Annotated in this window: 15 protein-coding genes; 5 read left to right on the top strand and 10 right to left on the bottom strand. The window is 46.3% G+C overall.

The features are described 5' to 3' along the window. Window positions 1-945: 945 nt before the first annotated feature. The 3 genes from CHB62_RS11480 to CHB62_RS11465 form a co-directional block, all read right to left on the bottom strand. Window positions 946-2,004, bottom strand: coding sequence for a hypothetical protein (locus CHB62_RS11480; RefSeq protein ID WP_089366975.1), 1,059 nt, complete (start codon window positions 2,002-2,004; stop codon window positions 946-948). A gap of 1,029 nt (window positions 2,005-3,033) precedes the next feature. After that, complete coding sequence (locus CHB62_RS11470; RefSeq protein ID WP_089366961.1) at window positions 3,034-4,986, bottom strand: hypothetical protein; 1,953 nt, start codon at window positions 4,984-4,986, stop codon at window positions 3,034-3,036. Next, on the bottom strand, window positions 4,986-5,663 hold the full coding sequence (locus CHB62_RS11465; protein ID WP_089366960.1) for a hypothetical protein: 678 nt from the start codon (window positions 5,661-5,663) through the stop codon (window positions 4,986-4,988). The genes CHB62_RS11470 and CHB62_RS11465 overlap by 1 nt, the downstream gene beginning before the upstream one ends. 1,387 nt (window positions 5,664-7,050) lie before the next feature. On the opposite strand from CHB62_RS11465, the gene CHB62_RS14930 reads away from it, so the two are divergent. Together CHB62_RS14930 and CHB62_RS11460 are read left to right on the top strand one after the other, a co-directional pair. Continuing rightward, window positions 7,051-7,212 carry a hypothetical protein gene (locus CHB62_RS14930; protein WP_009010347.1) on the top strand — a complete coding sequence of 54 codons (162 nt, stop codon included), beginning with the start codon at window positions 7,051-7,053 and terminating at the stop codon, window positions 7,210-7,212. A gap of 61 nt (window positions 7,213-7,273) precedes the next feature. Further along, entirely contained in the window at window positions 7,274-7,528 is a 255-nt protein-coding gene (locus CHB62_RS11460; protein WP_009010348.1) for a DUF5053 domain-containing protein, read from the top strand. Between the two features lie 123 nt (window positions 7,529-7,651). On the opposite strand, the gene CHB62_RS11455 is transcribed toward CHB62_RS11460, so the two are convergent. The 3 genes from CHB62_RS11455 to CHB62_RS11445 form a co-directional block, all read right to left on the bottom strand. Beyond that, complete coding sequence (locus tag CHB62_RS11455; protein ID WP_089366959.1) at window positions 7,652-8,746, bottom strand: glycosyltransferase family protein; 1,095 nt, start codon at window positions 8,744-8,746, stop codon at window positions 7,652-7,654. A 142-nt stretch (window positions 8,747-8,888) separates the two neighbouring features. Further along, complete coding sequence (locus tag CHB62_RS11450) at window positions 8,889-9,872, bottom strand: glycosyltransferase family 2 protein (RefSeq protein ID WP_167386082.1); 984 nt, start codon at window positions 9,870-9,872, stop codon at window positions 8,889-8,891. Continuing rightward, window positions 9,824-10,717 (bottom strand): glycosyltransferase family 2 protein, encoded by an 894-nt coding sequence (locus CHB62_RS11445; protein WP_089366958.1) that lies wholly within the window; start codon window positions 10,715-10,717, stop codon window positions 9,824-9,826. Before CHB62_RS11445 ends, CHB62_RS11450 begins: the two co-directional genes overlap by 49 nt. 57 nt (window positions 10,718-10,774) lie before the next feature. Between CHB62_RS11445 and CHB62_RS11440 the strand changes: the two genes are divergently transcribed. Then, entirely contained in the window at window positions 10,775-12,280 is a 1,506-nt protein-coding gene (locus CHB62_RS11440) for an oligosaccharide flippase family protein (RefSeq protein ID WP_089366973.1), read from the top strand. Continuing rightward, window positions 12,267-13,343 (top strand): glycosyltransferase family 2 protein, encoded by a 1,077-nt coding sequence (locus CHB62_RS11435; protein ID WP_089366957.1) that lies wholly within the window; start codon window positions 12,267-12,269, stop codon window positions 13,341-13,343. Before CHB62_RS11440 ends, CHB62_RS11435 begins: the two co-directional genes overlap by 14 nt. A 2,043-nt stretch (window positions 13,344-15,386) precedes the next feature. On the opposite strand, the gene CHB62_RS11430 is transcribed toward CHB62_RS11435, so the two are convergent. Together CHB62_RS11430 and CHB62_RS11425 are read right to left on the bottom strand one after the other, a co-directional pair. After that, window positions 15,387-17,141 carry a hypothetical protein gene (locus tag CHB62_RS11430; RefSeq protein WP_089366956.1) on the bottom strand — a complete coding sequence of 585 codons (1,755 nt, stop codon included), beginning with the start codon at window positions 17,139-17,141 and terminating at the stop codon, window positions 15,387-15,389. A gap of 60 nt (window positions 17,142-17,201) precedes the next feature. Continuing rightward, on the bottom strand, window positions 17,202-17,396 hold the full coding sequence (locus CHB62_RS11425; protein WP_089366955.1) for a hypothetical protein: 195 nt from the start codon (window positions 17,394-17,396) through the stop codon (window positions 17,202-17,204). A gap of 1,128 nt (window positions 17,397-18,524) precedes the next feature. On the opposite strand from CHB62_RS11425, the gene CHB62_RS11420 reads away from it, so the two are divergent. Continuing rightward, entirely contained in the window at window positions 18,525-18,755 is a 231-nt protein-coding gene (locus CHB62_RS11420; RefSeq protein ID WP_089366972.1) for a hypothetical protein, read from the top strand. A 1,304-nt stretch (window positions 18,756-20,059) separates the two neighbouring features. Here the strand turns inward: CHB62_RS11420 and CHB62_RS15260 are convergent. Both CHB62_RS15260 and CHB62_RS11415 read right to left on the bottom strand, forming a co-directional pair. Further along, the gene (locus CHB62_RS15260; protein WP_254919382.1) at window positions 20,060-20,188 is read right to left on the bottom strand and encodes a hypothetical protein; all 129 of its coding nucleotides are present in this window, start codon (window positions 20,186-20,188) and stop codon (window positions 20,060-20,062) included. A gap of 309 nt (window positions 20,189-20,497) precedes the next feature. Then, window positions 20,498-22,225 carry a fimbrillin family protein gene (locus tag CHB62_RS11415; protein WP_240616282.1) on the bottom strand — a complete coding sequence of 576 codons (1,728 nt, stop codon included), beginning with the start codon at window positions 22,223-22,225 and terminating at the stop codon, window positions 20,498-20,500. Window positions 22,226-22,405: the final 180 nt, after the last annotated feature.

Here is a 22,405-nt window from a genome sequence, read left to right as displayed (position 1 = left end):
CATGGAGGGTGCGTTCTATTTCTCACAGATTTACACAGAAGAACAGAACACACAGGGTTCAGAAAGATGATGGCCCCTCCCCCTTCCCCTCCCCCGAAGGGAAGGGGAGTGATCACCGAGATACCCCTATGGCTAATCATCAACACCTAACAACTATCTCCCAACATCCTTCTTTGGCAGTAATGCTCTGTGAACTCTGTATGCCGGAGGCGTTCTGTGGGCTCAAAATGTGCGCAAAAAAGGCTCTGTTAACTCTGTGTGCTCTGTGAGAGATAAAACTCTGCAGCGAGTTGTTTGTGTGTTGTATCATACATTGGGAGCGTTCTATTTCTCACAGAAGAACACAGAAGAACAGACCACACAGGGTTCAGAAAGATGATGGCCCCTCCCCCGTCCCCTCCCCCGAAGGGAAGGGGCGTGATTACCGAGATACCCTTATAAGAAGGATGTAGGCTTCGTGTTGCCCCCTTATTAGTATCTACATTAGCAGTAACGCTCTGTCAACTCTGTATGCCGGAGGCCTTCTGGAAGCCTCACCCCCAGCCCCTCTCCGAATGGAGAGGGGAGTGATTACCGAGGTTACCCCTACTTCGCTGCTTGCGTTGTTATGCTGTTGTGGTCTTACCTCGATACCTTTATAGTTAATCATCAACACCTAACAACTATCACTCAACACCCTTCTTTAGCAGTAACGCTCTGTGTTCTCTGTATGCCGGAGGCGTTCTGTGGGCTCGAAACTGTGCACCAAAAACTCTGTGAACTCTGTGCGCTCTGTGAGAGAAAAAACTCTGCAGCGAGTTGTTTGTGTGTCATCTCATCAGGAGAGGTGACTATAAAGTTCTTAGATAGAACCTTTTCTTTATTAATCAAGTCCTATCACTTTATTCCTCACAAGAACCATGAATATAGCGAAAGCTCGTAAACTTCGACTTACGAAACGGAGCGTTACCTCCTTCCCCTCACATATCTCTCATACAGGGGACGGAAGGTGGGGGGAATGGGGTGGGCCTTGGCTTGTTGTGAGAGGAACTCTATGGCTGCCTCCCGGTTGAAGGAGTCGGCTGTTGGGGAGAGTATCTTTTGGAAGAGCTGACGGCTCCATGCGGAGGGATAAGCCCATAGCAAGGGGAGGATACCGTCTACGTAGGCGTCTTGCTGACTGAGGGCGGCATGGCAGGCGGCCTTGGCATACCATTCAAAAGAGGGGTCGTTCCATGTGGTGACGGCCTCACATCCTGCGTCGCTGGCCATTCCCTCTCGTTTCATATTGGCTTTCAGTAACCTGTTCAGACGCTCGCGGTCGTTGGGGTTCTTATACTTTGCGAGGAGAGGAAGGATGGCATCGTTGCCTTTGTCGGCCTGCTCAACAACCGTGGTATAGTAGGTCTTGTGGGGTTTGAAGTCTATTACCAACCCATCAGCAAACCCATGTGGCTTCGAGTAGTCGAAGAAGATGAGGCTATCGAGGGCGTTACGTAGGGGGTCGGAGAGCTGGAGTAGGCTGGAGTCGTAGCCGTAGACGATGATAGCAGCACGGTTGTAGGGCTCATCATAGCCGCTACAACCAGACATGAATTCTACGTGTGTCGTGTCGCTGAATGCCTGTCTCAATACGTCAAGTACCTGTGTATCACCCTTATAGAGTAGGACTCGGAAGGCCCACAAGCGTGCTATGTGCGACGTGTCGGTGTTGGCAATGACGACTAACTGGTCGGTTGTGGTGTGACGACTTAGTTGGTTGGCATAGACAAATTGCTTGGATGGTGTGCCAGCGACGCCTATCCCTCGTGTAAGAGCCATGTAACGGCAGCGGTGGAGGGAGTCGAGAGCTATCTTGGCGGTGTCAGACAGCTGTGCTGATGGTCGTGCACATGCGCTATGGCTACCGACAAAAAGAACCAAAAGGAGCAACGACAGGATGGCGTGCGCAGCCCTCTTGAAGACAGAATGACCCGTGGATAGAGGGTGACAGGGTATGGGAGACAGGGTAACAGAGTAAGACATATTTAACAGATGGGATTTATTTTGAAGACATAATGACATAATGACAGATGGAGACAGATGTTTTCTTTAAGACAGAATAACATAGTGACAGATGGAGACAGATGTTTTCTTTAAGACATAATGACATAGTGACAAATGGAGACAGATGTTTTCTTTAAGACATAATGACATAATGACAAATGGAGACAGATGTACTTTTTTAGACATAATGACATAATGACAAATGGAGACAGATGTACTTTTTTAGACATAATGACATAATGACAAATGGAGACAGATATTCTTTTTTAGACATAATGACATAATGACAAATGGAGACAGATGTACTTTTTTAGACATAATGACATAATGACAAATGGAGACAGATATTCTTTTTAAGACATAATGACATAATGACAAATGGAGACAGATATTCTTTTTAAGACATAATGACATAATGACAAATGGAGACAGATGTTTTCTTTAAGACATAATAACATAGTGACAGATGGAGACAGATGTTTTCTTTAAGACAGCATAACATAATGACAAATGGAGACAGATGTTTTCTTTAAGACAGAATAACATAGTGACAAATGGAGACAGATATTTTTTTGAAGACATAATGACATAATGACAAATGTTGAAGGAGTATAACTATATAATAAATAAGGTGGAGATGTTGAACAGATAACGTGGAGATGTTGAACAGATAACGTGGGATTGTTGAACAGATAACGTGGGGTACTTTAATAAATAAGGTGGGGATGTTGAACAGATAAGCTGGGATTGTTGAACAGATAACGTGGGGGACTTTAATAAATAAGGTGGGGATGTTGAATAGATAAGCTGGGGATGTTGAACAGATAACGTGGGGATATTGAATAGATAACGTGGGGGACTTTAATAAATAAGGTGAGGGTCTTTAATAGATAACGTGATGAAAGTAGGAAGAAGAGTTTATCCAACCATATCAAACTATGTCCTGTTGGGGGCTCCCCTCCTTCGGAGGGGCTGGGGGAGGTCCCTCGTAGGGCTGGGGGAGGTCCCTCATCTCTCCTTCTCCCCATACTTATCAATGAGGGGGCGGAAGGCAGTTGGGACCGCATTCTGTTCTGCTTTCTCTCTTAGGACGTTCATCACAACATCCCTGATGGTGAGGGGGTCGTTCCCAGAGAGTATCTTCTCGAATAGATGATAACTCCAAGGTGCGGGATAGTCCCACATGAGAGAGATGTAACGAGGGTCATAGTACAACCCTTTATCCTTGTCGGCTGCAAGACAGATAGTCTTCACATACCATTCAAAGTCGGGCTTCTTCCAAAAGATTTGGAGCATGTAAGCCGTGTCAGTCTGCTTCCCATTCTTCTTCAAGTCGAGCCTCAGTAGTTTGTTGATACGGCCTATGTCGTTTGGATTCTTGTATTGAAGGAGGAATGTCAACACGTCTGTGTTACCCTTATCGGCCTCTTTAATAATGGTGGGGTGGTAGCGCTTGAGCGGACGAAGGTAACAAAGGAGGTCGTCCCTATACCCATATCGCTTCATGTAGACGAAGAACAACAAATTGTCGATAGGTGTCTGCATCTCTTCTGGCCAATTTGTGCTGGCTTCATTATAGTATCGAAAGGCCAAGCGGTTGTATGGTTCTACCTGATGTACTCCCATTCTCGACATCAGCCAGACGCTTGTTGTGTCGTTGATAGCCCTTCTCAGTATGCCAAGCACATGTTTGTTAGGTTCTTCTGATAGGAAGCGTAAGGCCCAGAGGCGTGTGATACGCGATGGACTCGATGTGGCTAATGCTACCAGTTGGTCGGTAGTAGCGTTGTAGTATATCGAGTCTGCGTAGTCAATCTGTTCGAGTCTATAGGTAGGGTAAGTGCCCTTCTTCTCGCTTTCAGCAAAGTAGCTCTCTTTGTTTAAGGCGTCAACAGCCATCTTAAGAACCCTCCGCGACTCCTCCGTCTGTGGTCTTCCACTTCTGACACTCCGCCTTTCTTGCATGTATCTGTCGTATAGTGATTGGAAGAGCGGAGGCACCTCACCCTCGTCAGCTCGACTTTTCATGTATTCCTTATACTCCTCGATGTCACTGTATCGGTCCTTTCCTGCGAGTACGTTCTCGATGAGTTGATAGCTCCAAGGTGCTGGATAACGGAAGAGAAGAGGCAGATAAAAGTTTGAGTTATAGTCTTTTGGCTTACCGATGACAGCCTGGCAAACATGCTTAGCATACTCCTCAAAGTCGGGTTTGCCCCATGTCTCGACAGCATTATAGCACATTGCAGACACCTCCCCTTCCTTTTCAAAGTCGGCCATAAGCAGTCTGTTGATACGCTGTCGGTCGTTAGGATTCTTATACTTAACCAACAGCGGCAAGATACCCACCCGTCCACTGTCAGCAGCTTCGGCAGCGGCAGCATAGTAGTTCGGCTTCGGTTCAAGCTGTTCGAGTATCTCTGTGTCATAGTCATAACGCCTCATAAAATCAAAGAAAGCCATACTGTCTATCGCCTCCTGCGTCTCCTTCGTCTGAACATTCTCCTGATCGAAGTAATAGTTCTTAAAGGCAGCGAGGTTGAACGGCATGTTTGAGTAGAGACAGCCATATCCTTCTTGCGTCTCAGTGGTGTCATTGACAGCCGCTTTCAGCACGTCGACCACTTGTGGATGGGGTTCCTCCAGTAGCAGTCTGAGTGCCCAAAGGCGTGTGACAGGGCTTGAGCCAGTCTTAGCAATCGTCGCCAACTGGTCGGCAGTGGCGTTTCGTCTGAGCCAATCAGCATAGTCGTATTGTGCAGACGGCGTCCCATTCGTCCCCAGTCGGTAAGTTTGTGCAAAGAGTCCAAACTTGTTTAGTGAGTCAACGGCCATCCGAATGCTATCGGGCAAGTCGTCCCTATCGGTCACCCCACCCTTGAAGCTACTGCCAAGGAGGGTTAGAGCGAGGAGAGTCACTACGAGGTAAGCATGTTGTTTAAGTGCGGGATAGTTCATCATTATTCGTTTTCTTCTAAGTAATCTACCAGCGAGATGCCAATTTTAAGGTTGCGTCTGCGGGCAAGTTGTTCTACTCCTTTTATCTGAACCGAGTCTAACGGGTCGTCAGTGAGCTGTTCGAGTACACGGATAGGACCAATGTGATTGTTGCCAAAGGGGCCTTTCTCAATGTGAGGCGAGCAGTAGAAGGCGATGGCATTCAGCGACTCGTACACCTTTATAGAGTCGAGACTCGCATAGCTATAAGTAGACTGTAGCCTCTCCGTCAGGTCCTCCACCTTATAAACCCCTATCTTTTTATTGTCGAAGAAGTCGTACGTTCGTCTTACGAGGTAGTCTCCGTCCTTACAGTAACAGGTGGCTGGGAGAAAGATGTCGGCCCCCAAGAGTTGACAGAAAACGGCCATTAGCCACAGCGCAAAGGCCATCAGTGCACCGTAAATACGTATATACAGTTTCCATCTACTCTTTCGTGCGGCAATCATGAGGGCGAGGGGCGACAGTAGGGCAGTCCATAACAATGCGTAACCCAGTCCCCATCGCAGGTGGATGGAGTCATACATTAATATAAATATCAGTCCGTAGAGCCCTGCCGAGACAAGTTGTATCAGCATTATAATCGTTAGTTCCCAGCTCCACGCCCGTCCTTTCTGTCCTTCACATTGCTGTCTCTGCATCTTGCCAATGGTAGTTTCTCCGCAAATATACGGTTTATTTTCTTAAAAAGCAAGGGAGGGGAGGGAAAAAAAGAAGAGTGAGCAAGACTCTACACCAAGGTGGCCCCTCCCCCGACCCCTCCCCCATAGGGAGGGGAGTGAAATGTGAGGTTACCCCTACTGGCCTGCTTGCGTGGGTCGTTATGTGTTTTTTCTCTCACGCTGGGGAGGTTTATCTCTCACGCTGGGGAGGTTTTTCTCTCACAGAACTCACAGATTTAACAGAACCCATTTGCGCACAATTTCGAGCTCACAGAAGGCCTTCGGCATACAGATATCACAGAGCGTTACAGCTAAAGACGGGTGCTGAGTGTTGAGTGTTAGGTGTTGATGATTAGCTAACGTTGGCTGTAAGGTTCTGTGAAATCGGTTGACTTAATGTCTCTGTGGAATGCTGTGTGTTCTGTTCATCCGTGTGCTCTGTGAGAGAAAAAACTTTCCACGAATTAATACGTGCGCTTAAAATCTCCGTGACCTCCGTGTGCTCTGTGAGAGATAAACCTTCCCAACGTGTGAGGAAGCTAAGCCAAGAATCGTTGAGCGAACCTTTCTGTGATGATATGAGTAATTCTTAATACGTATGAAAAACCTTTACAAAATACAGCAAGGTCGCTCTTTATTTACGATGGGAATATTAGCAAGGTACAAGAATATAATCAGCACGTTATCAGAGAGTTACGAATATGAATTGAGAACATGCCCTTCTTGCTCCAAGAAGGGCGTCTTCAACGTGCAAGAAGGGCATGTTCTCGGATGTTGAAGGGCGTTCTCTTGTTCCAAGCTCGGCCTTTCCTCGGAGAGAGAGGGGCATGACAACTGAAATATATTGACAATTCCTTTTGGAATGTTTAGCGTTCTTTTCCTCACAGAGCGTATGTTTTTCCTTTCATAGCGAGATAATTGAAAGGCTGTAAAGTATGTTTGGAGTATCACGCATGAGTAGGATTAAACTTAATATCTTTCAATTACAATCATGATGAATACTGTCAGAGGGAGTAGCTTTTCCTCTTCTCTTCCTTTTTTCCAACTCCCTCTTAAATCGTAGTTTAAGATTTGCTGTCATTCTTGTCACGGCTTTTGTGTATGCAACCTACTGAAAGGAAGGTTATTATGAGAAGTGTTAAATATGACAGCAAACAGAAAATAACATAAATGAGTATAGTCTTTTCTATCCAAAGGCTTAGTTTTGAGTTTGTGAGAATATCTCAGAATAGTATCGTTATGACAGTTTTTATACATCCATGATTTGACTTGCTTAATACAACATCACTACGTTTTTCGTAGTAAACATTTGCTTACTACAAATATTTATAGTACTTTTGTATTGTCAAAAGAATACTATGAGAATATGAAACAGCGGAAGGAAATGATGGAGGTTACGCCCGAAGAGCGGGAACTCCTTGAGGGTATAAGAAATTACAATCGGTCTTTTCCAAACGGATACCCCGAGCTCTTGTGGGACTTACAACAACTCTTCGACTCAATGGTTCGGTCATCATACGACGAATAAACGCCCTCTTTCCCTCCTTATCAGGTGGGAGAGCATATTAAAACATAAACAGCATACAGATATGGAAACAGTAATGACAAAACCAGTAGTGGTTACAGATATGAAAAGAAAAGTACAAGATATCCTTATGGCTGTCTCATGGCGGGATTTTGCAGGAACCTATTTCCAGAAGTCATCGTCGTGGTTCTATCACAAAATGGATGGTATCGACGGTAATGGAGGAGCAGGTGGTTTCAACGAACAAGAGGCTGAACAGCTGCGAAATGCGCTTATGGACCTGTCTGCTCGGATACGTCGAGCTGCTGAGAATATATAGGTGAGGTTCCTTATTGGCCTATGACAAAAGTCACTCATCGCCTGTGAGTGCATAGCAGCCTCTCGCTTTGCGGGGGGCTTTATGCATTTGTTTAATGGCGTTGCCCACCGCTTTTATCCTCCCTCACAACCCCCTATACAATTCGATATAGGCTTGGGCCACCTTGATAAAGTCGTGGTGCTTGCAGACATACTCATAGCTTTGGCGGCGGAGAGAGGGGATGAGAGAGAGGTTGTTGACCAGCTTTGTGAGTTCTTCTACGCAACTCTCGTAGGTGGGGAGGACGTTGATGATGGGGTGGAGGACGGTCTCGTTGAGGATAGCATAGTTCTCTGGTTCGCCGCCACCGATACAGATAATACCGTGGGCCATGGCCTCTAAGGGATTCATCGAGGGCGTGTAGCTGTAGAGCTGGTCCATGATAGCATCCGAGCCCAGCATCGTACGCACGTATTCATCAAAGGGTAAGCCCGTTACAAGCTTAAGGTTGAGTTTGTCAGGATAGTGTTCTTTCACCGTCTCGGCCGCTCGCAGCATGATATCCGTACCTTTATAAGCCGACCGACTCTTACTAATTCCGATGAAGAGGTTCAGGAGGTCTGGTGGTGTGTCAGGTATGTTGGGCCGCTCACCCACCACGATAGGGAAGGGGATAAAGACCGTCTTCTTCGGGAAATGCGGTTCGTAGCATCGCCAGTATTCGTAGAGTCCTGTCACGATAGCGTCACACTCGTTCGCCATCAGTATGTTAAGCCGTTCCTTCTCCGTACCGATCCAGTCCTTGCGCTCGGCCTTAGCCTCCTCGTTCTGGCGCAGTCTGCTACCGATATTAAAGTCGCTATAACGCAAGGGCATCGTCGTTGAGCACGTATCTACCCAATAGTAATCCATTCCGAAACCACAGAGTATCAGCTTCTTATTATGCTTCTTCAGATAACGAAATATCGAGCTGAGGCGTTCGGCTTTAAGTTCAAAGAACATGGGGTTGATGAACTGTACGACATCATAGCCTCGCAGGCGGGGCAGCAAGGCATAGATTTTAGCCAATAGGCGCAGTCCACCGAGTCGACCAGAGGGTCGGGCTACATCGATGTCACGTGGGTAGTTCTTCCAGAAGTCGCCATTTGAGACCACAGTCACCGTGTGTCCTAATTGGCGCAGACCCTTTGCCAGTGTGTTATGTACGTTACTATATTCGCCTAAGAGGAGGATTCTCATTCGTTGTGGGTGTTCTTTCGCTGAGGGAGAAGGGGTTAGTTGCTTTTTAGATCGTCCTGTTCATGTGTTCTTATTAGGCCATCACAGATGTCTTGGGATAGGACAGGTGTAAGACAGTCAGTCCCCTTCTCGTAGATAAAAATTACCGTTTCAGACGTAAAGTCATTAGTAGTAATCTACGTCCGAAACTACTGTTCGTCATTCTTCTAAACCATTTATACTTACTTGTATAATCCTTGTCAGGCAGCGGGAAGAGGCCGTGCTGCGAGAGACGTTGGAGTACATGGTTGAGATGAGTCTCGTCATGTGTGAGCGTGATGACATTGTAGATCAAGTCCATTGACAGTTGTGCGATGCGTCGTTCCATAGCGATACGCTCCTTAACAGGGAGGTGGTCTACCCCTTCTTGTAGTCGGTAGATAACCTGTTCGGCGTCAGCAAGGCGTCTGATGCGCCACCGTCTGTCACGTCTGTGCATGATTGAGCCCTCGCGTTTACGGTAGTAATAAGCCTTGTTATGGGTTGTGTAGATGCTTTCAGCACGTAGCATGAGTTGTGGGGTAAACTCTTCATCCTCATGGAGCGTACCCTTCGGGAAGCGAAGGTCGTGTAGTATGTCCTTATGAAAGAGGAGCGTACATACCGAGCCGTTTATGTTGTTGTGTGTCATATACTCCGTTCCACTAACCGGACCCTGTGCGTCAGCGAGCGGTTTGACCGTCGTCTTATCCGTAGACTCAAACAGAACCATGTCGGTCTCTTGGTATCTAATGATGTCAAGGCACTGCTCGTAGGTGCTTGTCAGCAACATATCGTCGGCATCAACGAACTGAACAAAGCTGCCTTCAGCCAAGGCCAATCCCGTGTTACGGGCCTGTCCTAATCCTTGGTTAGGCTGTCTGACATAGATGATGTCGGCCGATAAGGCCAGTAACTCATTGATAGGCGAATAGTCGGCACCGTCATCCACGACGATAATCTGGCGTTCGGTCTCATTGAGACTCAATGCCAAAATACTGTTGACACAGTCTCTTAGTATATCAATAGACTCGCTATAGTAAGTGACAATGAAGCTTACTAATGGCTTATCTTCCTTATTTTGTGAATAAACTGGTTGAGTTGACATAAGCGTTTTAATCCTATTAGGTGGAGAATAAAGAGTTTCAAGGTCCCTTTGTAGGGTAGGACGGGTAGGAGGGGAGCGGCCTGTGTGGTCTCATAGACATCCATCTGAATGTTTACCAACGCCTCGTAATAGGCAGGAGTCAGTTCGCCCCATAGATGAAGGTGCTTGAGATGCGCATTGAGGAGGTCGGTCAGTTCCTTTCCCCCAGCCTGAGCGGTGATGCCTCTGTCGTTCTGACAGTAATAGTACAGGCCCACGGAGGTTGTTGCCACTACCTTTGCCCGTTGGAGAAGGTAAGGATAAGTATAGACATCTTCGAACACCTTGCCCACAGGGAAGCGTATCTCAGAAAAGAGATCACGTCGGAAAATCTTATTACAAGCGTAGGTGTGTAGGTGACCACCCCGTAGCCAATAGTCGCGAACAGAGTCGACTGTCGTGTCATCGAAGGTCAGCAAGCGTTGCTTCGACGCACATCCATAGTGCAGCAAGGCAGGATATTCAAGGATGTCGTAGTCGGGGTGAGCAGCTAACACAGCCATCAAGGCCGCGTAAGAACCCTCGGCAACGAAGTCATCAGAGTCGACAAAGGTAATATAGTCGCCTGTTGCCACGTCTATCCCTGCGTTTCTTGCAGCCGAAAGACCCCTATTTGTCTGGTAGATAAGCCTACAGTTCGCCCTGTCGGCCGTCATCTCCTCTGCAATCTGCCGTGAAGCGTCCGTCGAACCATCATCAACGAGCACCACCTCCATCGTGTTGTCTATCTGAGCCAACACACTCCTCAAGCAGCGACGAAGCGTGTCTTCAACGTTAAAGATAGGTATGATAATAGATAGACTCATGTGATAATAGTTTGATGCAAAAATAATAAAAAACTTTGAAATGCGTTAGTTATTATGATGAAAAAAGTCTCTAATACTGACAGCTACCTACATATCTTAAAGTACATCAGCCTCTTTGGTGGTGTACAGGTGCTGAATGTGCTGATTGGTATCGTCCGTAACAAGTGCGTTGCAATGTTACTTGGACCGCAGGGAGTCGGTCTTATCTCTCTCTTTAACTCGTCAACAAGACTCATAGGCGACGCTACGAACTTCGGTATCCCTATGAGTGCTGTGCGCAATCTGGCTGAGGATTACGACAAGGGAGACGAGGAGAAGCTGACGACCGACATCGCTGTCGTGCGCTCATGGAGTTTGCTGACGGCCTTGTTGGGTCTTTTTATCTGCATAGCCCTCAGTCCGCTACTAAGTCGTTACACCTTCTCATGGGACGGCCACACGCTTCATTTCGTACTGCTCTCGCCTTGTGTTGCACTGACAGCATTGGCGGGAGGCGAACTGGCCATCCTCAAAGGCGTCCGTAAGTTGGGTGCTTTAGCGGCTATCTCGGTCTATAACGTCCTCGCAGCCTTGGTTCTGACCGTCCCACTCTATTATCTTTTTGGCGACACAGCCATCGTCCCTTCGTTGGTGTTGATGGCCTTAGTGCAACTACTCCTAACCATCGTCGTGTCCTATCGGCTCTATCCTCCACACGTCTCCTTGCGTAAGTCGCTATTAGACAAGGGTTGGGGCATGATACGTCTGGGCACAGCTTTCGTCCTCGCAGGCATCTTAGGCTCTGGAGCCGAGCTGATCATACGTAGTTATCTGAACAATGTAGCCGACCTGTCGACCGTTGGCTTCTATAATGCAGGGTTCATGATGACGATGGTTTATGCTGGTATGGTGTTCTCAGCGATGGAGACTGACTACTTTCCTCGGCTCTCTGGTGTGAATAGCTTACGGTTCACTTTCAACCAGATCGTCAACCGTCAGATAGAAGTGACGCTTTTGCTCATCTCGCCTCTACTGTCTTTTTTCCTCCTGTTCCTACCCCAGTTGATTCTCTTCCTTTATTCTGATAAGTTCCTTCCAGCCCTCGGCATGGCACAAGTGTTGGTCTTGGCGATGTATGTGCGGGCCATTCGCTTACCCGTAGAATATATCCCTTTGGCCAAGGGCGACTCCCGCTCTTATCTAATCTTAGAGGGTCTGTATGATCTCCTACTTGTTTCTCTCGTGCTACTTGGCTTCTGGAAGGGACAACTCTTTGGTGCTGGATTAGGCGCAGCAGCAGCAGGAGTGCTCAATCTCGGCTGTGTCTACGGCTATGCCTACGCACGTTACGACTATCGACTGTCGTCTTCTGTGGTGGTCTATACGCTCATTCAGATGACTATCGGCCTCCTCGTCTTCTTTTGTGTACGTTCTGAACACGACAGCCTACGCTGGGGAGCAGCCCTAACGTTGTGCCTCACCAGTACGATAGTCTCCCTTCGTGTGTTGAGATCGAAGTCGGGACTATGGAACACCATGATTAATAAGGTGAAAAATAAGTTTACTCGCCATGCCAAAGATTAGTATTCTCGTTGCCGTTTATAACTCGGCTGCCTACTTGCCGCAATGCCTTGACTCCCTCTTAGGGCAGACTTTGCACGACATAGAGGTGCTTTGTGTCGACGACTCATCAACCGATAACTCCCTTGCCATCCTACGAGACTATGCCGAAAGAGACAGACGTGTGAAGGTGTTTGCCCTCGATGAGAACCATGGGATAGCCTTTGCCCGCAACGTGGCACTGTCGAATGCTTCGGGCGAGTTTATCTGCTTTGTGGATAGCGACGACTGGTTAGCCCCCAATGCACTTGAGGCTGTCTGCAAGACCTTCACCGATGACGTTGATAGCGTACTCTTTCAGGTTGTTCTCCACTATGCTGATGGGCGTGAGAAAACCTATCCCATGCCCCCTTTCGAGGCCCTGTCGGGTGAGAGAGCATTTGTCGATAGCCTTACATGGAAGATACATGGAGTCTATGCCATCAGGGCAGCTATCCACCATGCCTACCCTTACGACGATGCCCTACGGACGTATAGTGACGAGAACATAACACGTATTCATTATCTAAAATCCCGTAAGGTAGCGGTCTGCGAGGGTGTTTACTACTATCGGCAGCACACTTCTTCTACCACACACAGGGTCAGTGTGCGCCGTTTCGACTATCTCTTAGCCAACGAGCGTATGCGTTGTCAGCTCGTTGCCATAGGCACCTCCGAGGTCAACCTCCGTTGTTATGAGACGATAAGATGGCAGAATTTAGTGGGGTTATACCTCTTCTATTATCTTCATCGGCATGAGCTCTCGGCCACCGACCGCCAAGAAGCCTTGTCAATCATGCGCCACGTCTGGCAAACCATCCATCTTCAGCAGGTCAGTCCGTCCCTCCGCCGCAAGTTCGGCTATATCCCCTTCCGTCCTTCCCAGCCCTCCCACCGCTCCTCATGGTCCTCTCTTCGTTGTCCTACAAGGCTCCTTCATCGCCCCTCATGGTTCCCCTTTCGTCCTTTATGGCTCCTCTTCCGTCTTCAAGAAGAGCTCTACTTCACCCTCCGTGCGCTTGTTGGGAGGAATAAGGAGGCTAAGTGACGCCTCACCCCCAGCCCCAGTTGGCCCCTCCCCCTTCCCCTCCCCCAAAGGGAGGGGCGTAATCACCGAGGTTACCCCTACTTCGCTGCGTGTGTCTTGATAGGAATGTGAACCCTCGCCGACACCTTTATGACTAATCATTAACACCTAACAACTATCACCCACCACCCATCTATGGCTAATCCTCAACACCTAATGCCCAACACCCAACACCCACCTTTAGCTATAACGCTCTGTGAACTCTGTATGCCGGAGGCCTTCTGTGGGCTCGAAACCGTGAGCTTAAAACCTCCGTGACCTCCGTGTTCTCTGTGAGAGAAAAAAATATCCAGCATAAAAGAAAAACCTCCCCACGACTCTCAAGTGTTTTCTTTTTCTCACAGAAAAACACAGATGAACAGAACACACAGGGTTTCACAGAGACATTAAGTCAACCGATATCACAGAACGTTACAGCCACCTTTAGCTATAACGTTCTGTGATATCTGTATGCCGGAGGCCTTCTGTGAGTTCGAAATTGTGCGCAAAAAGGGTCTGTCAAATCTGTGAGTTCTGTGAGAGAAAGAAAAGTCTTTCGTGAGAGAAAGAACTCCCCAGCGAGTCACATGTGTCTCATCTCATAGCGAGGGTGTATTCTTTTTCTCACAGAAAAACACAGAAGAACAGAACACACAGGGTTCAGAAAGATAGTGGCCCCTCCCCCTTCCCCTCCCCCGAAGGGAAGGGGAGTAATCACCGAGATACCCCTATAAAAAGGATGTAGGCTTCGTTATGTCCCTTAATGGCAGTCTTGTAGGGGTAACCTCACATACTACGCCCCTCCCTGCGGGGGAGGGGTTGGGGGAGGGGCCAGCTCCTCATGGGCTCGAAACAGTGCGCAAATATGTTCTGTTAAATCTGTGAGTTCTGTGAGAGAAAAGACTCCCCAGAATAAGAGAAAGAAATCCCCTTCGTGAGAGAAAGAGACGCTATGAATCGGTGAGCGTATCTGTCTCGTGATGATATAAGTCATTCTCAACACGCATGAAAAACATTTACAAAACACAACAAGGCCGCCCTTTATTTACGATAGAGATATTAGCAAGAAGGAAGAATATAACACACATGATTTCAGTGAGTTATGGATACGAAAAGAGGAGAGGCCTTTCTTGCATCAAGAAGGGCATGTTCTTGTATCAAGAAAGGCATGTTCTCGGATGTTGAAGGGCCTTTCCTTGAGCGTTGAAGGGCATGGACAGGATGGGAGAGGGACGAAAATAGTTTACAGATTTAGCGTGATGTCTTGGCGTGAAGAGGATAGGAGGGCTTCTTCCTCGTGCTTGGAGAGGGGCGATGAAAGGAAAAGCACCACCTGCAATGCAGGTGGTGCCCAACTAAAAACTCAGTGTTTCGTGATATGCACTAAGGTTAATATAATTCTATTATGAAATCATGAAGTTGGTTGAACCTTCCTTTTCGCTTGCCTCGTCACACCTTGGACAATCCTACAATGCGGCCACAAAGCAGTTAACCCTCCGTGTTTCGCTTGTCTCGTCAACACCTTAGACTATCCTATTATGAGCCCATAGCGTAGTCAGAGACTCGCTCTATGCTTGCCTCGTCACGCCTTAGGCTATCCTACAATGAGCCCATAGCGTAGTCAGAGACTCGCTCTTTGCTTGTCTCGCCATGTCATAGACAATCCTACAATGCGCCCACAAAGCAGCTAACCCTTCGTGTTTGGCTTGGCTCGTCATGCCTTAGACTATCCTATAATGTACCCACAGCGTAGACAGAGACTCGCTTTATGCTTGCCTCGTCACACCTTAGACAATCCTACAATGCACCCACAAAGCAGCTAACCCTTCGTGTTTTGCTTGCCTCGTTACACCATAGATAACCCTATAACTCACCCACAGCGCAGACAGAGACTCGCTTTTTGCTTGCCTCGCCATGTCATAGACTATCCTACAACTCGCCCACGGCGCAGGCTGCCCCTCCCTTTTTGGTTGCCTCTTTATTGTTTAGACGCAGGAAGGCGAGGGAGGTTTAATGTATGAACTCTTATTTTATACGGAATTTACCAGGACCGTTTACACCCATGTTATCGAAGAGGATAGGGTGACCACTATACTTGGTTGTGTTTATTACAGAGACAGTGTACTCGTCGATTACGGCTGAAGAGAAGATGCTAAGAGCGTATGCACCCTCAGAAGAACGTGCTGCAGCTGATGAAGTCCAATACATTGCGGTGGCTCCTATGAGTGGGGCTGCAATCTTGTAAGGTGTCTCTAATTGGGCTGAAGCTCCCTCCGTATGCTTGAAACCATAGAACCCTGTGCAAGGTAAGAACATGTAGTCCGCATTAGTGTTAGCCTTAGCTGGCCGCCCGAATGACGCTATTTCTACATTAACCTCTGGTGCAGCAGGATCGATACGATAGTCTTTTCCGTTGGGCGCAAGTGTCTTCAAGGCTTCTAAAGTCTTACCTTCGTCCGCTGCAATCTTCTTCAGTGTCTTGAACCACACACCAGTGTTGAAGAGATGGCATACATTATCACGGTAGGTGATAGCGTATAGCTTCGTCTTATCCCACATCGGTGAACCTTTCTCTACCAGCCATAGAGCCTCGTTGACATTCATTGCGTTAGCGGCACTTTTCAGTGCTTTATTACCGTCGACGGTGGTTGTGTGACCTTGTGAATGGTTATAGCTTCGTGCGTCCGTAGTGCCAGTAGGATCTGGGAAACCGTCTTCACGATATTCCATAACGTCACCTGGGAGTATAGGCTGACGGTCTTCATGTCCCTTCCAGAAGTATTCGTCGGTCGCAGCATCCCATGTGTAGTACTGGTTCTTGTCGTATTCATAGAGCTTGATGTTCTCTGCTATGTAGTGAGGCTTGCCTGCCTCCACCTTTACCGTACCTTTATAGCTCTTCTTATAATAGCCTTTACCACCGCTCAAGGGGTCGACTAAAAGATATTCAATCGACAGGTTAGTGTATTCACCAGGGGGGAGAACAATGATGATGCCATTCTTTGACGCATCAGAAGTGGCTGGGATAGGGAGGAAAGGTTTGCCATCTTCTTCATTGATATTGTTATGTCCTGCGACATCCTCCTGATAGTACCACACAATCTGTTTCCCTTCTTCCGTCTTCTTCGTGAGCTTTCCGTCTGCAGCCATCGTGTATGTACCTGTAAGACCCTCGTTGGCAGTGACGTACACGGCCCGAACACCGACAGAGGAGTCGAACTTATGGACCGAAGAGTAGGGTGTTAGTACGAGGTAGCCAGCCTTGTGAGCAAGATTGAAAGAATACTTCTGATTAGCATTCTTCGTCGCTGTAGCGATACCACAGTCGCCATATTGTCCGATGAGGTCGGCAGAGTTGGGGGCGGTCTGTTTCTGTTTTGCAGCAAAGACAACCTCGTCAGCTTTGTCAGAGACCGTACCCGTATATCTCACCTTATAGCTCTCTGCGGTGAGGTTCTTCTTGAAGTAGAAGTTAGACGTAGCCACTTGTTCGCTGATATCATCCTTGTCATTCTTCTCAAAGGTAGTCCCCCCAGTCGTGTTAACCCATATCTTGTCGCCTTGTGTCCACAGGAATGCCACGTGAGCAGGCTCGGTAGAGGACTGAGCGACATATTTTCCTGCGGTGCGAGTGGCTGGTCCTTCGTCAGAGAAGCAGGTCATCCCCTTGTAATCCTCCGCCTTTTTACCGCCCACCTCTTCGATAGACTCGGTAGAACATGACGCAAAGCATGCGCACACCAATCCTGTGACTAATAATTTACTAACGATATTTTTCATTGTAAAATACTTTCTTTTCTCTGTTAATTAATATTTTCTAATAAGCGATGAAAGCGACTATTAGTTATCGTCCTCCTCTTCTTCCCACTCATTATCATCGTCGTAGGCATTCTCATGTCCGCCCCCCATGCGTGTAGTTCCAGCTGCAAGACAGCCCTCAGGTTCTATGTGTACGAGCATAGCTGCGGGACACACGTAGTCTTTCCTTGCTGTGCTTGACGCATACAGCAAGTCTAATTCATTTAATTTTATCATCTTAATTCTTCTTTTTAGTTACCTTATTAGATAAAGAGTACGCTACTCAGGTCGACAACTCGACTTAACATTTATGTTTACAAATGGTATAATGTTTATTAAACTCGGCCGTAAAGATATAAAAAACATTTCATCCTGCGTTTATATCCTTTACGAATGTTATTTCAATTTAGGATGTTTAACATATTAAAAACACCTAACAGAGGCCCCTCCCCCTTCCACAGCTGGCCCCTCCCCCTTCCCCTCCCCCAAAGGGAGGGGCGTGATCACCGAGGTTACCCCTCCTTCGCTGCGTGCGTCTTGATGCGAGTATGGTCTCATCTCGATGCTTTTATGACTAATCCTCAACACCTAACATCCATCACCCACCACCCATCAGACGCCTCACCCCCAGCCCCTCTCCGAATGGAGAGGGGAGTGATCACCGAGGTTACCCCTACATGTCCTCCAAATGTTTAGCAGCTCATCTCCTATCATTAGCAGGCTAATAGGGGTAACCTCACATACTACTCCCCTCTCCATTCGGAGAGGGGCTGGGGGTGAGGCCTCTGTGATATCTGTATGCCGGAGGCCTTCTGTGGGCTCGAAACCGTGCGCTTAAAACCTCCGTGACCTCCGTGTGCTCTGTGAGAGAAAAACATATCCAGCATAAAAGAAAGACCTCCCCAGCGAGTTACATGTGTCTCATCTCATAGCGAGGGTGCGTTCTATTTCTCACAGAAAAACACAGAAGAACAGAACACACAAAGGCTCACAGAGACATTAAGTCAACCGATATCACAGAACGTTACAGCCAACACCCATCACCCAACACCCATCCTTGGCTAATCATCAACACCTAACATCTAACACCCAACACCCATCAAAGGCCTTGCGGCCGGCAGATATCACAGAACATTTCAGATAATATAAGCAGTGAGAACAGTGCTATATGAATAAGGCGTTTATCTCTTCATCGCAAGCCGACGTTTGAGTCGACTATCAATAAGACTGAAAAGAGAAAGTGTTGATAATGATACACCCTCTTTTCTTATGTCCGACGCAAAAATAATTGTGCTTTCGCTTTCGTTTTCACAGTAAAAGTCTTATATTTGCAACGTATTTGTTTTATAACAAACACGAATGGTTATGAACATAGTTTTAGATATCACTCGCAAGCAAGTAACGACATCAGAACTCCTTAAACATAGACCAAACCTGCGAACAGGTTTCTTGTCATCATTAGGACTGACGTCTGTAAGGCGATTTGAACGCTACTTGCAAGGGAACGACAGAGAAGACCTCCAGCGTGATGCAAAGGTTATTGCAAGAGATATGAACGTTGCTATAAAATACATCACAAATGGAAGAAAGAAATAAAAAGGACGCTGAGAACTGATTTCCTCTTCGAGGTAATAACATAACAAAGGAGGGTGTGTCATAATAGACACACCCTCTTTTCTGTTTTTTCTGTACTGTCTTATCTAAGTTCTGTATCCTCTGACGGCCTACATAATGACATAATGAGAAAGAGTGACAGATTTTTTTTGAAGACATAATGACATAATGACAAAGAGAGACAGATTTTTTTTTGAAGACAGAATAACAGAGGGACGGAAGGAGACAGATGTTTTTTTTGAAGACAGAATGACATAATGACAAAGTGAGACAGATGTTTTTTGAAGACAGAATAACAGAGGGACGGAAGGAGACAGATGTTTTTTTTGAAGACATAATGACATAATGACAAAGTGAGACAGATGTTTTTTGAAGACAGAATAACAGAGTGACGGAGAGAAACTGGTGATTTTTGTAAGACAGAATGACATAATGACAAATAAAGAATGACATATTTTTTCTCACAGATTTACACAGATGAACAGAACACACAAAGGCCCACAGAGACATTAAGTCAACCGATATCACAGAGCGTTACAGCTAATCTTAGTTGAAAGGCCTCTGTGATATCTGTATGCCGGAGGCGTTCTGTGGGTCAGAGGCCCCTCCCCCTTCCCCTCCCCCAAAGGGAGGGGCGTAATCACCGAGATACCCCTATGGCTAATCATCAACACCTAACAACCATCAACCAACACCCGATATCAGCTATAACGCTCTGTGAAATCTGTATGCCGGAGGCGTTCTGTGGAATCGAAACAGTGCGCAAAAAGGCTCTGTTAGATCTGTGAGTTCTGTGAGAGAAAGAAAAGTCTTTCGTGAGAGAAAGAGACGCTATGTAGCGGTGAGCATATCTGGCTTGTGGTGACATCGGTTATTCTTAAGCTGCATGAAAAACATTTACAAAGAGTGATGAGATAGACTTTTATTTACGATAGAAATATTAGCAAGAAGGAAGAATATAACGCACATGATTTCAGAGAGTTATGAACACGAAACGAGTATATGCCTTTCTTGCACCATGAAAGGCCTCTCCTTGTATCAAGAAGGGCATGTTCTCGAACGATGAAGGGCATCTTTCGCAACCTTGAATGGCCTCCCTTATATTTAAGGACTATGAAAATAGCTTACAAACACAGCCTGCTTAATCCACCAAAGCACCCCTGCCTCGTCCACAACCCCACTCTGTAATGTCCACACCTCCTGCCTGTATCACCACAAACCCATTTCTCTTCGTCCACGAAATCATGATTACTCACCACCAACCCCAATCTCTATCGTCCACGAACTCACTCTGCACCGTCTACAAGCTCATCCTGTACATCCACTGAACCCATGGTATTTCGTCCACGAACCCATCCTGCACCGTCTATAAGCTCATCCTGTATCATCCACTGAACCCATGGTGTTTCGTCCACGAACCCACTCAGCACCGTCTACAAGTTCATTCTGTATCATCCACTAAACCCATGGTATTTCGTCCACGAACTCATCCTGCGCTCTCTTCAACCCCCTTCCCATATTGCCTCCGCCCCAACGTTCTCTACTCGTTCGTCCAAGGTCTTCTTCTTCACAACACAAAAAAAGAAGAAGCAAAAAACTACTGTCTTTTACTTCTTCTTCTTTAATCTCTATTTCTCGTCCTACACCCTTTATGCGAGATTACCCATAATAGGTAGGTCGGCATTTATTCCCTTCTACCTTTGGGGTGAGGCCGTCTGTTTGTCCTAATCGCCAATGTAGATTGGACGGATGCTGTACATTTCATACTTTGGAGGGTAGTAAGTTGCCTTACCTACAGAGCTTGTGAATTTTCCTTGATTGTCGAAAGTGAAAGTAAACGGAATAGCCTGTGTTTCGTTCTTAACATCTGCTGTCCAATAAAGCCCCATTCGTCCAGGATTTTGCAACTGTGTACTTTCAGGGTAATACTTACCTGCAGCGGGGAAGAAAAGTCCTTTACTAATATCTTCCTTTGTGAATTTAATCAACTTACTATCTGCTGCCTTGTAATAAGGTTTCCAACCGCTTTTGTACAGACTTCCCAACGTTGCTGTAGAATTTGCCACTCGATTCGTCTTTCCATCCTTTGTTACAGTATAACCAATCTCTGAAGGGTCGGAAGGTTTAGGTACAAAAAGGATACCTAAGATATCGTTTGTACCATCTGAATAATAACCAATATACTGTGCAGTATGACTCATCAAATCCTCATAATCTTTTTGAGTAGGCAATCTCCAATTACCATTTGATGCATAATAAGGTAAGTCACCAAACTCATTATTTTCATTCTTCTTCAGGATGCTTGTCGGTGACGGATCATAATGCCGTGCGTAAGTATATGTATAGTCATTAGCACGAGAAATATCTCCCCAGCGGAAGTGGTCAAATTTAGAATTACTATCCACACGTTTTACTTTTTGCTGCTCGGTCATTGGACTACTTTCTGCATAGAAGTAATCCCATGGATTCTCTGCAAGGTGGAAACCACCTCTCCAACCCTCAGCGTTTGAACTAGGAGTAAACTGGAGGTTAGACTTACCCCACTTTATACCATTAATTTCGATGTATGGAGGGTTAACTGGTTCTGGAGTAAACTCCTGAACTTGCACTGTGAAAGGATAAACCTTAGCAGCAACAAGATTAAAGTTTGGAGTGCTTACAGCAAAACGATAGGCCTTATTATCTGTTGTGTACACTTCAAATGTAGGGCTGAAGTGGTTTTGTGGCAATATAGCTACATATATCTTCTCAAGTGATACTGGTGAATTAACTTCTATCTTACCTGTTTCATAATCTTCTAACTTATTATTCGGAATATTGTAAACAGCCTCTGTATAAACATTAGAAAGGACAAGCTTCTTGATGTTCGTAAGCTTAGTACCGCCAACGGTGAAGTCTAACTCTAAGACAGAATACAACTTCTTCATATCAACGCTACCTGATGCAGAAGCACCATTTACAGTAACCGTTCCTTTTCCATAGCTATAATCAAAGTACTTTAGGTTCTCCATAGAACCATCTTGACCCTTATTACTATTGATATAACTTTTAGTCATAATTACTGGCATTTTGCCCTGATCAAATCCTGTGACGTATGAACCAGGATAGAAAATGCCTAACTCGTCACCATTCTTACATGCGATTACACCATCAAGTGTTGTTCTTGTACCAGTGCTACTTGCAGTTAATATACCATAACGAGACTCAGGAGAAGAACCCGTAAAGGTGCGGTTATAAGCCATGAATTTATCGCCAGTAACCCACTTATTACCAGCATCAATATTTACTTCAGAACGAGTTTTCGCATCGCCTGTGGCAATACTCAGCGAACGTACCGCTGTCTCATTAGGACCAACAGGAGCTTTCTCCTCATTATTCAAATCACTTGAACATGATGTCAAGCCTGCGGCAATGACACCAAGGATAAGACCGTAAATCTTCTTGAAATTCATTTGTTTTTCTGTTTTTTTAATAGTTTAATTTACTCTTCATCATAATCAAATGGGTTTTTCTTAGCACCTCCTCCAGCCGTAGAAGGGGTCAGTCCTAAAACCCAGTTGCAAGCCTACTCTCTTAAGCACACAATTTCATAAGCCTATATAAAAAGAAAGGAATATCTGTCACCCCTCTGA

This window comes from Prevotella jejuni, from assembly GCF_900187995.1.
GTDB classification, from domain to species: Bacteria; Bacteroidota; Bacteroidia; order Bacteroidales; family Bacteroidaceae; genus Prevotella; species Prevotella jejuni.
This window is presented reverse-complemented; position numbering and strand designations above follow the sequence as displayed.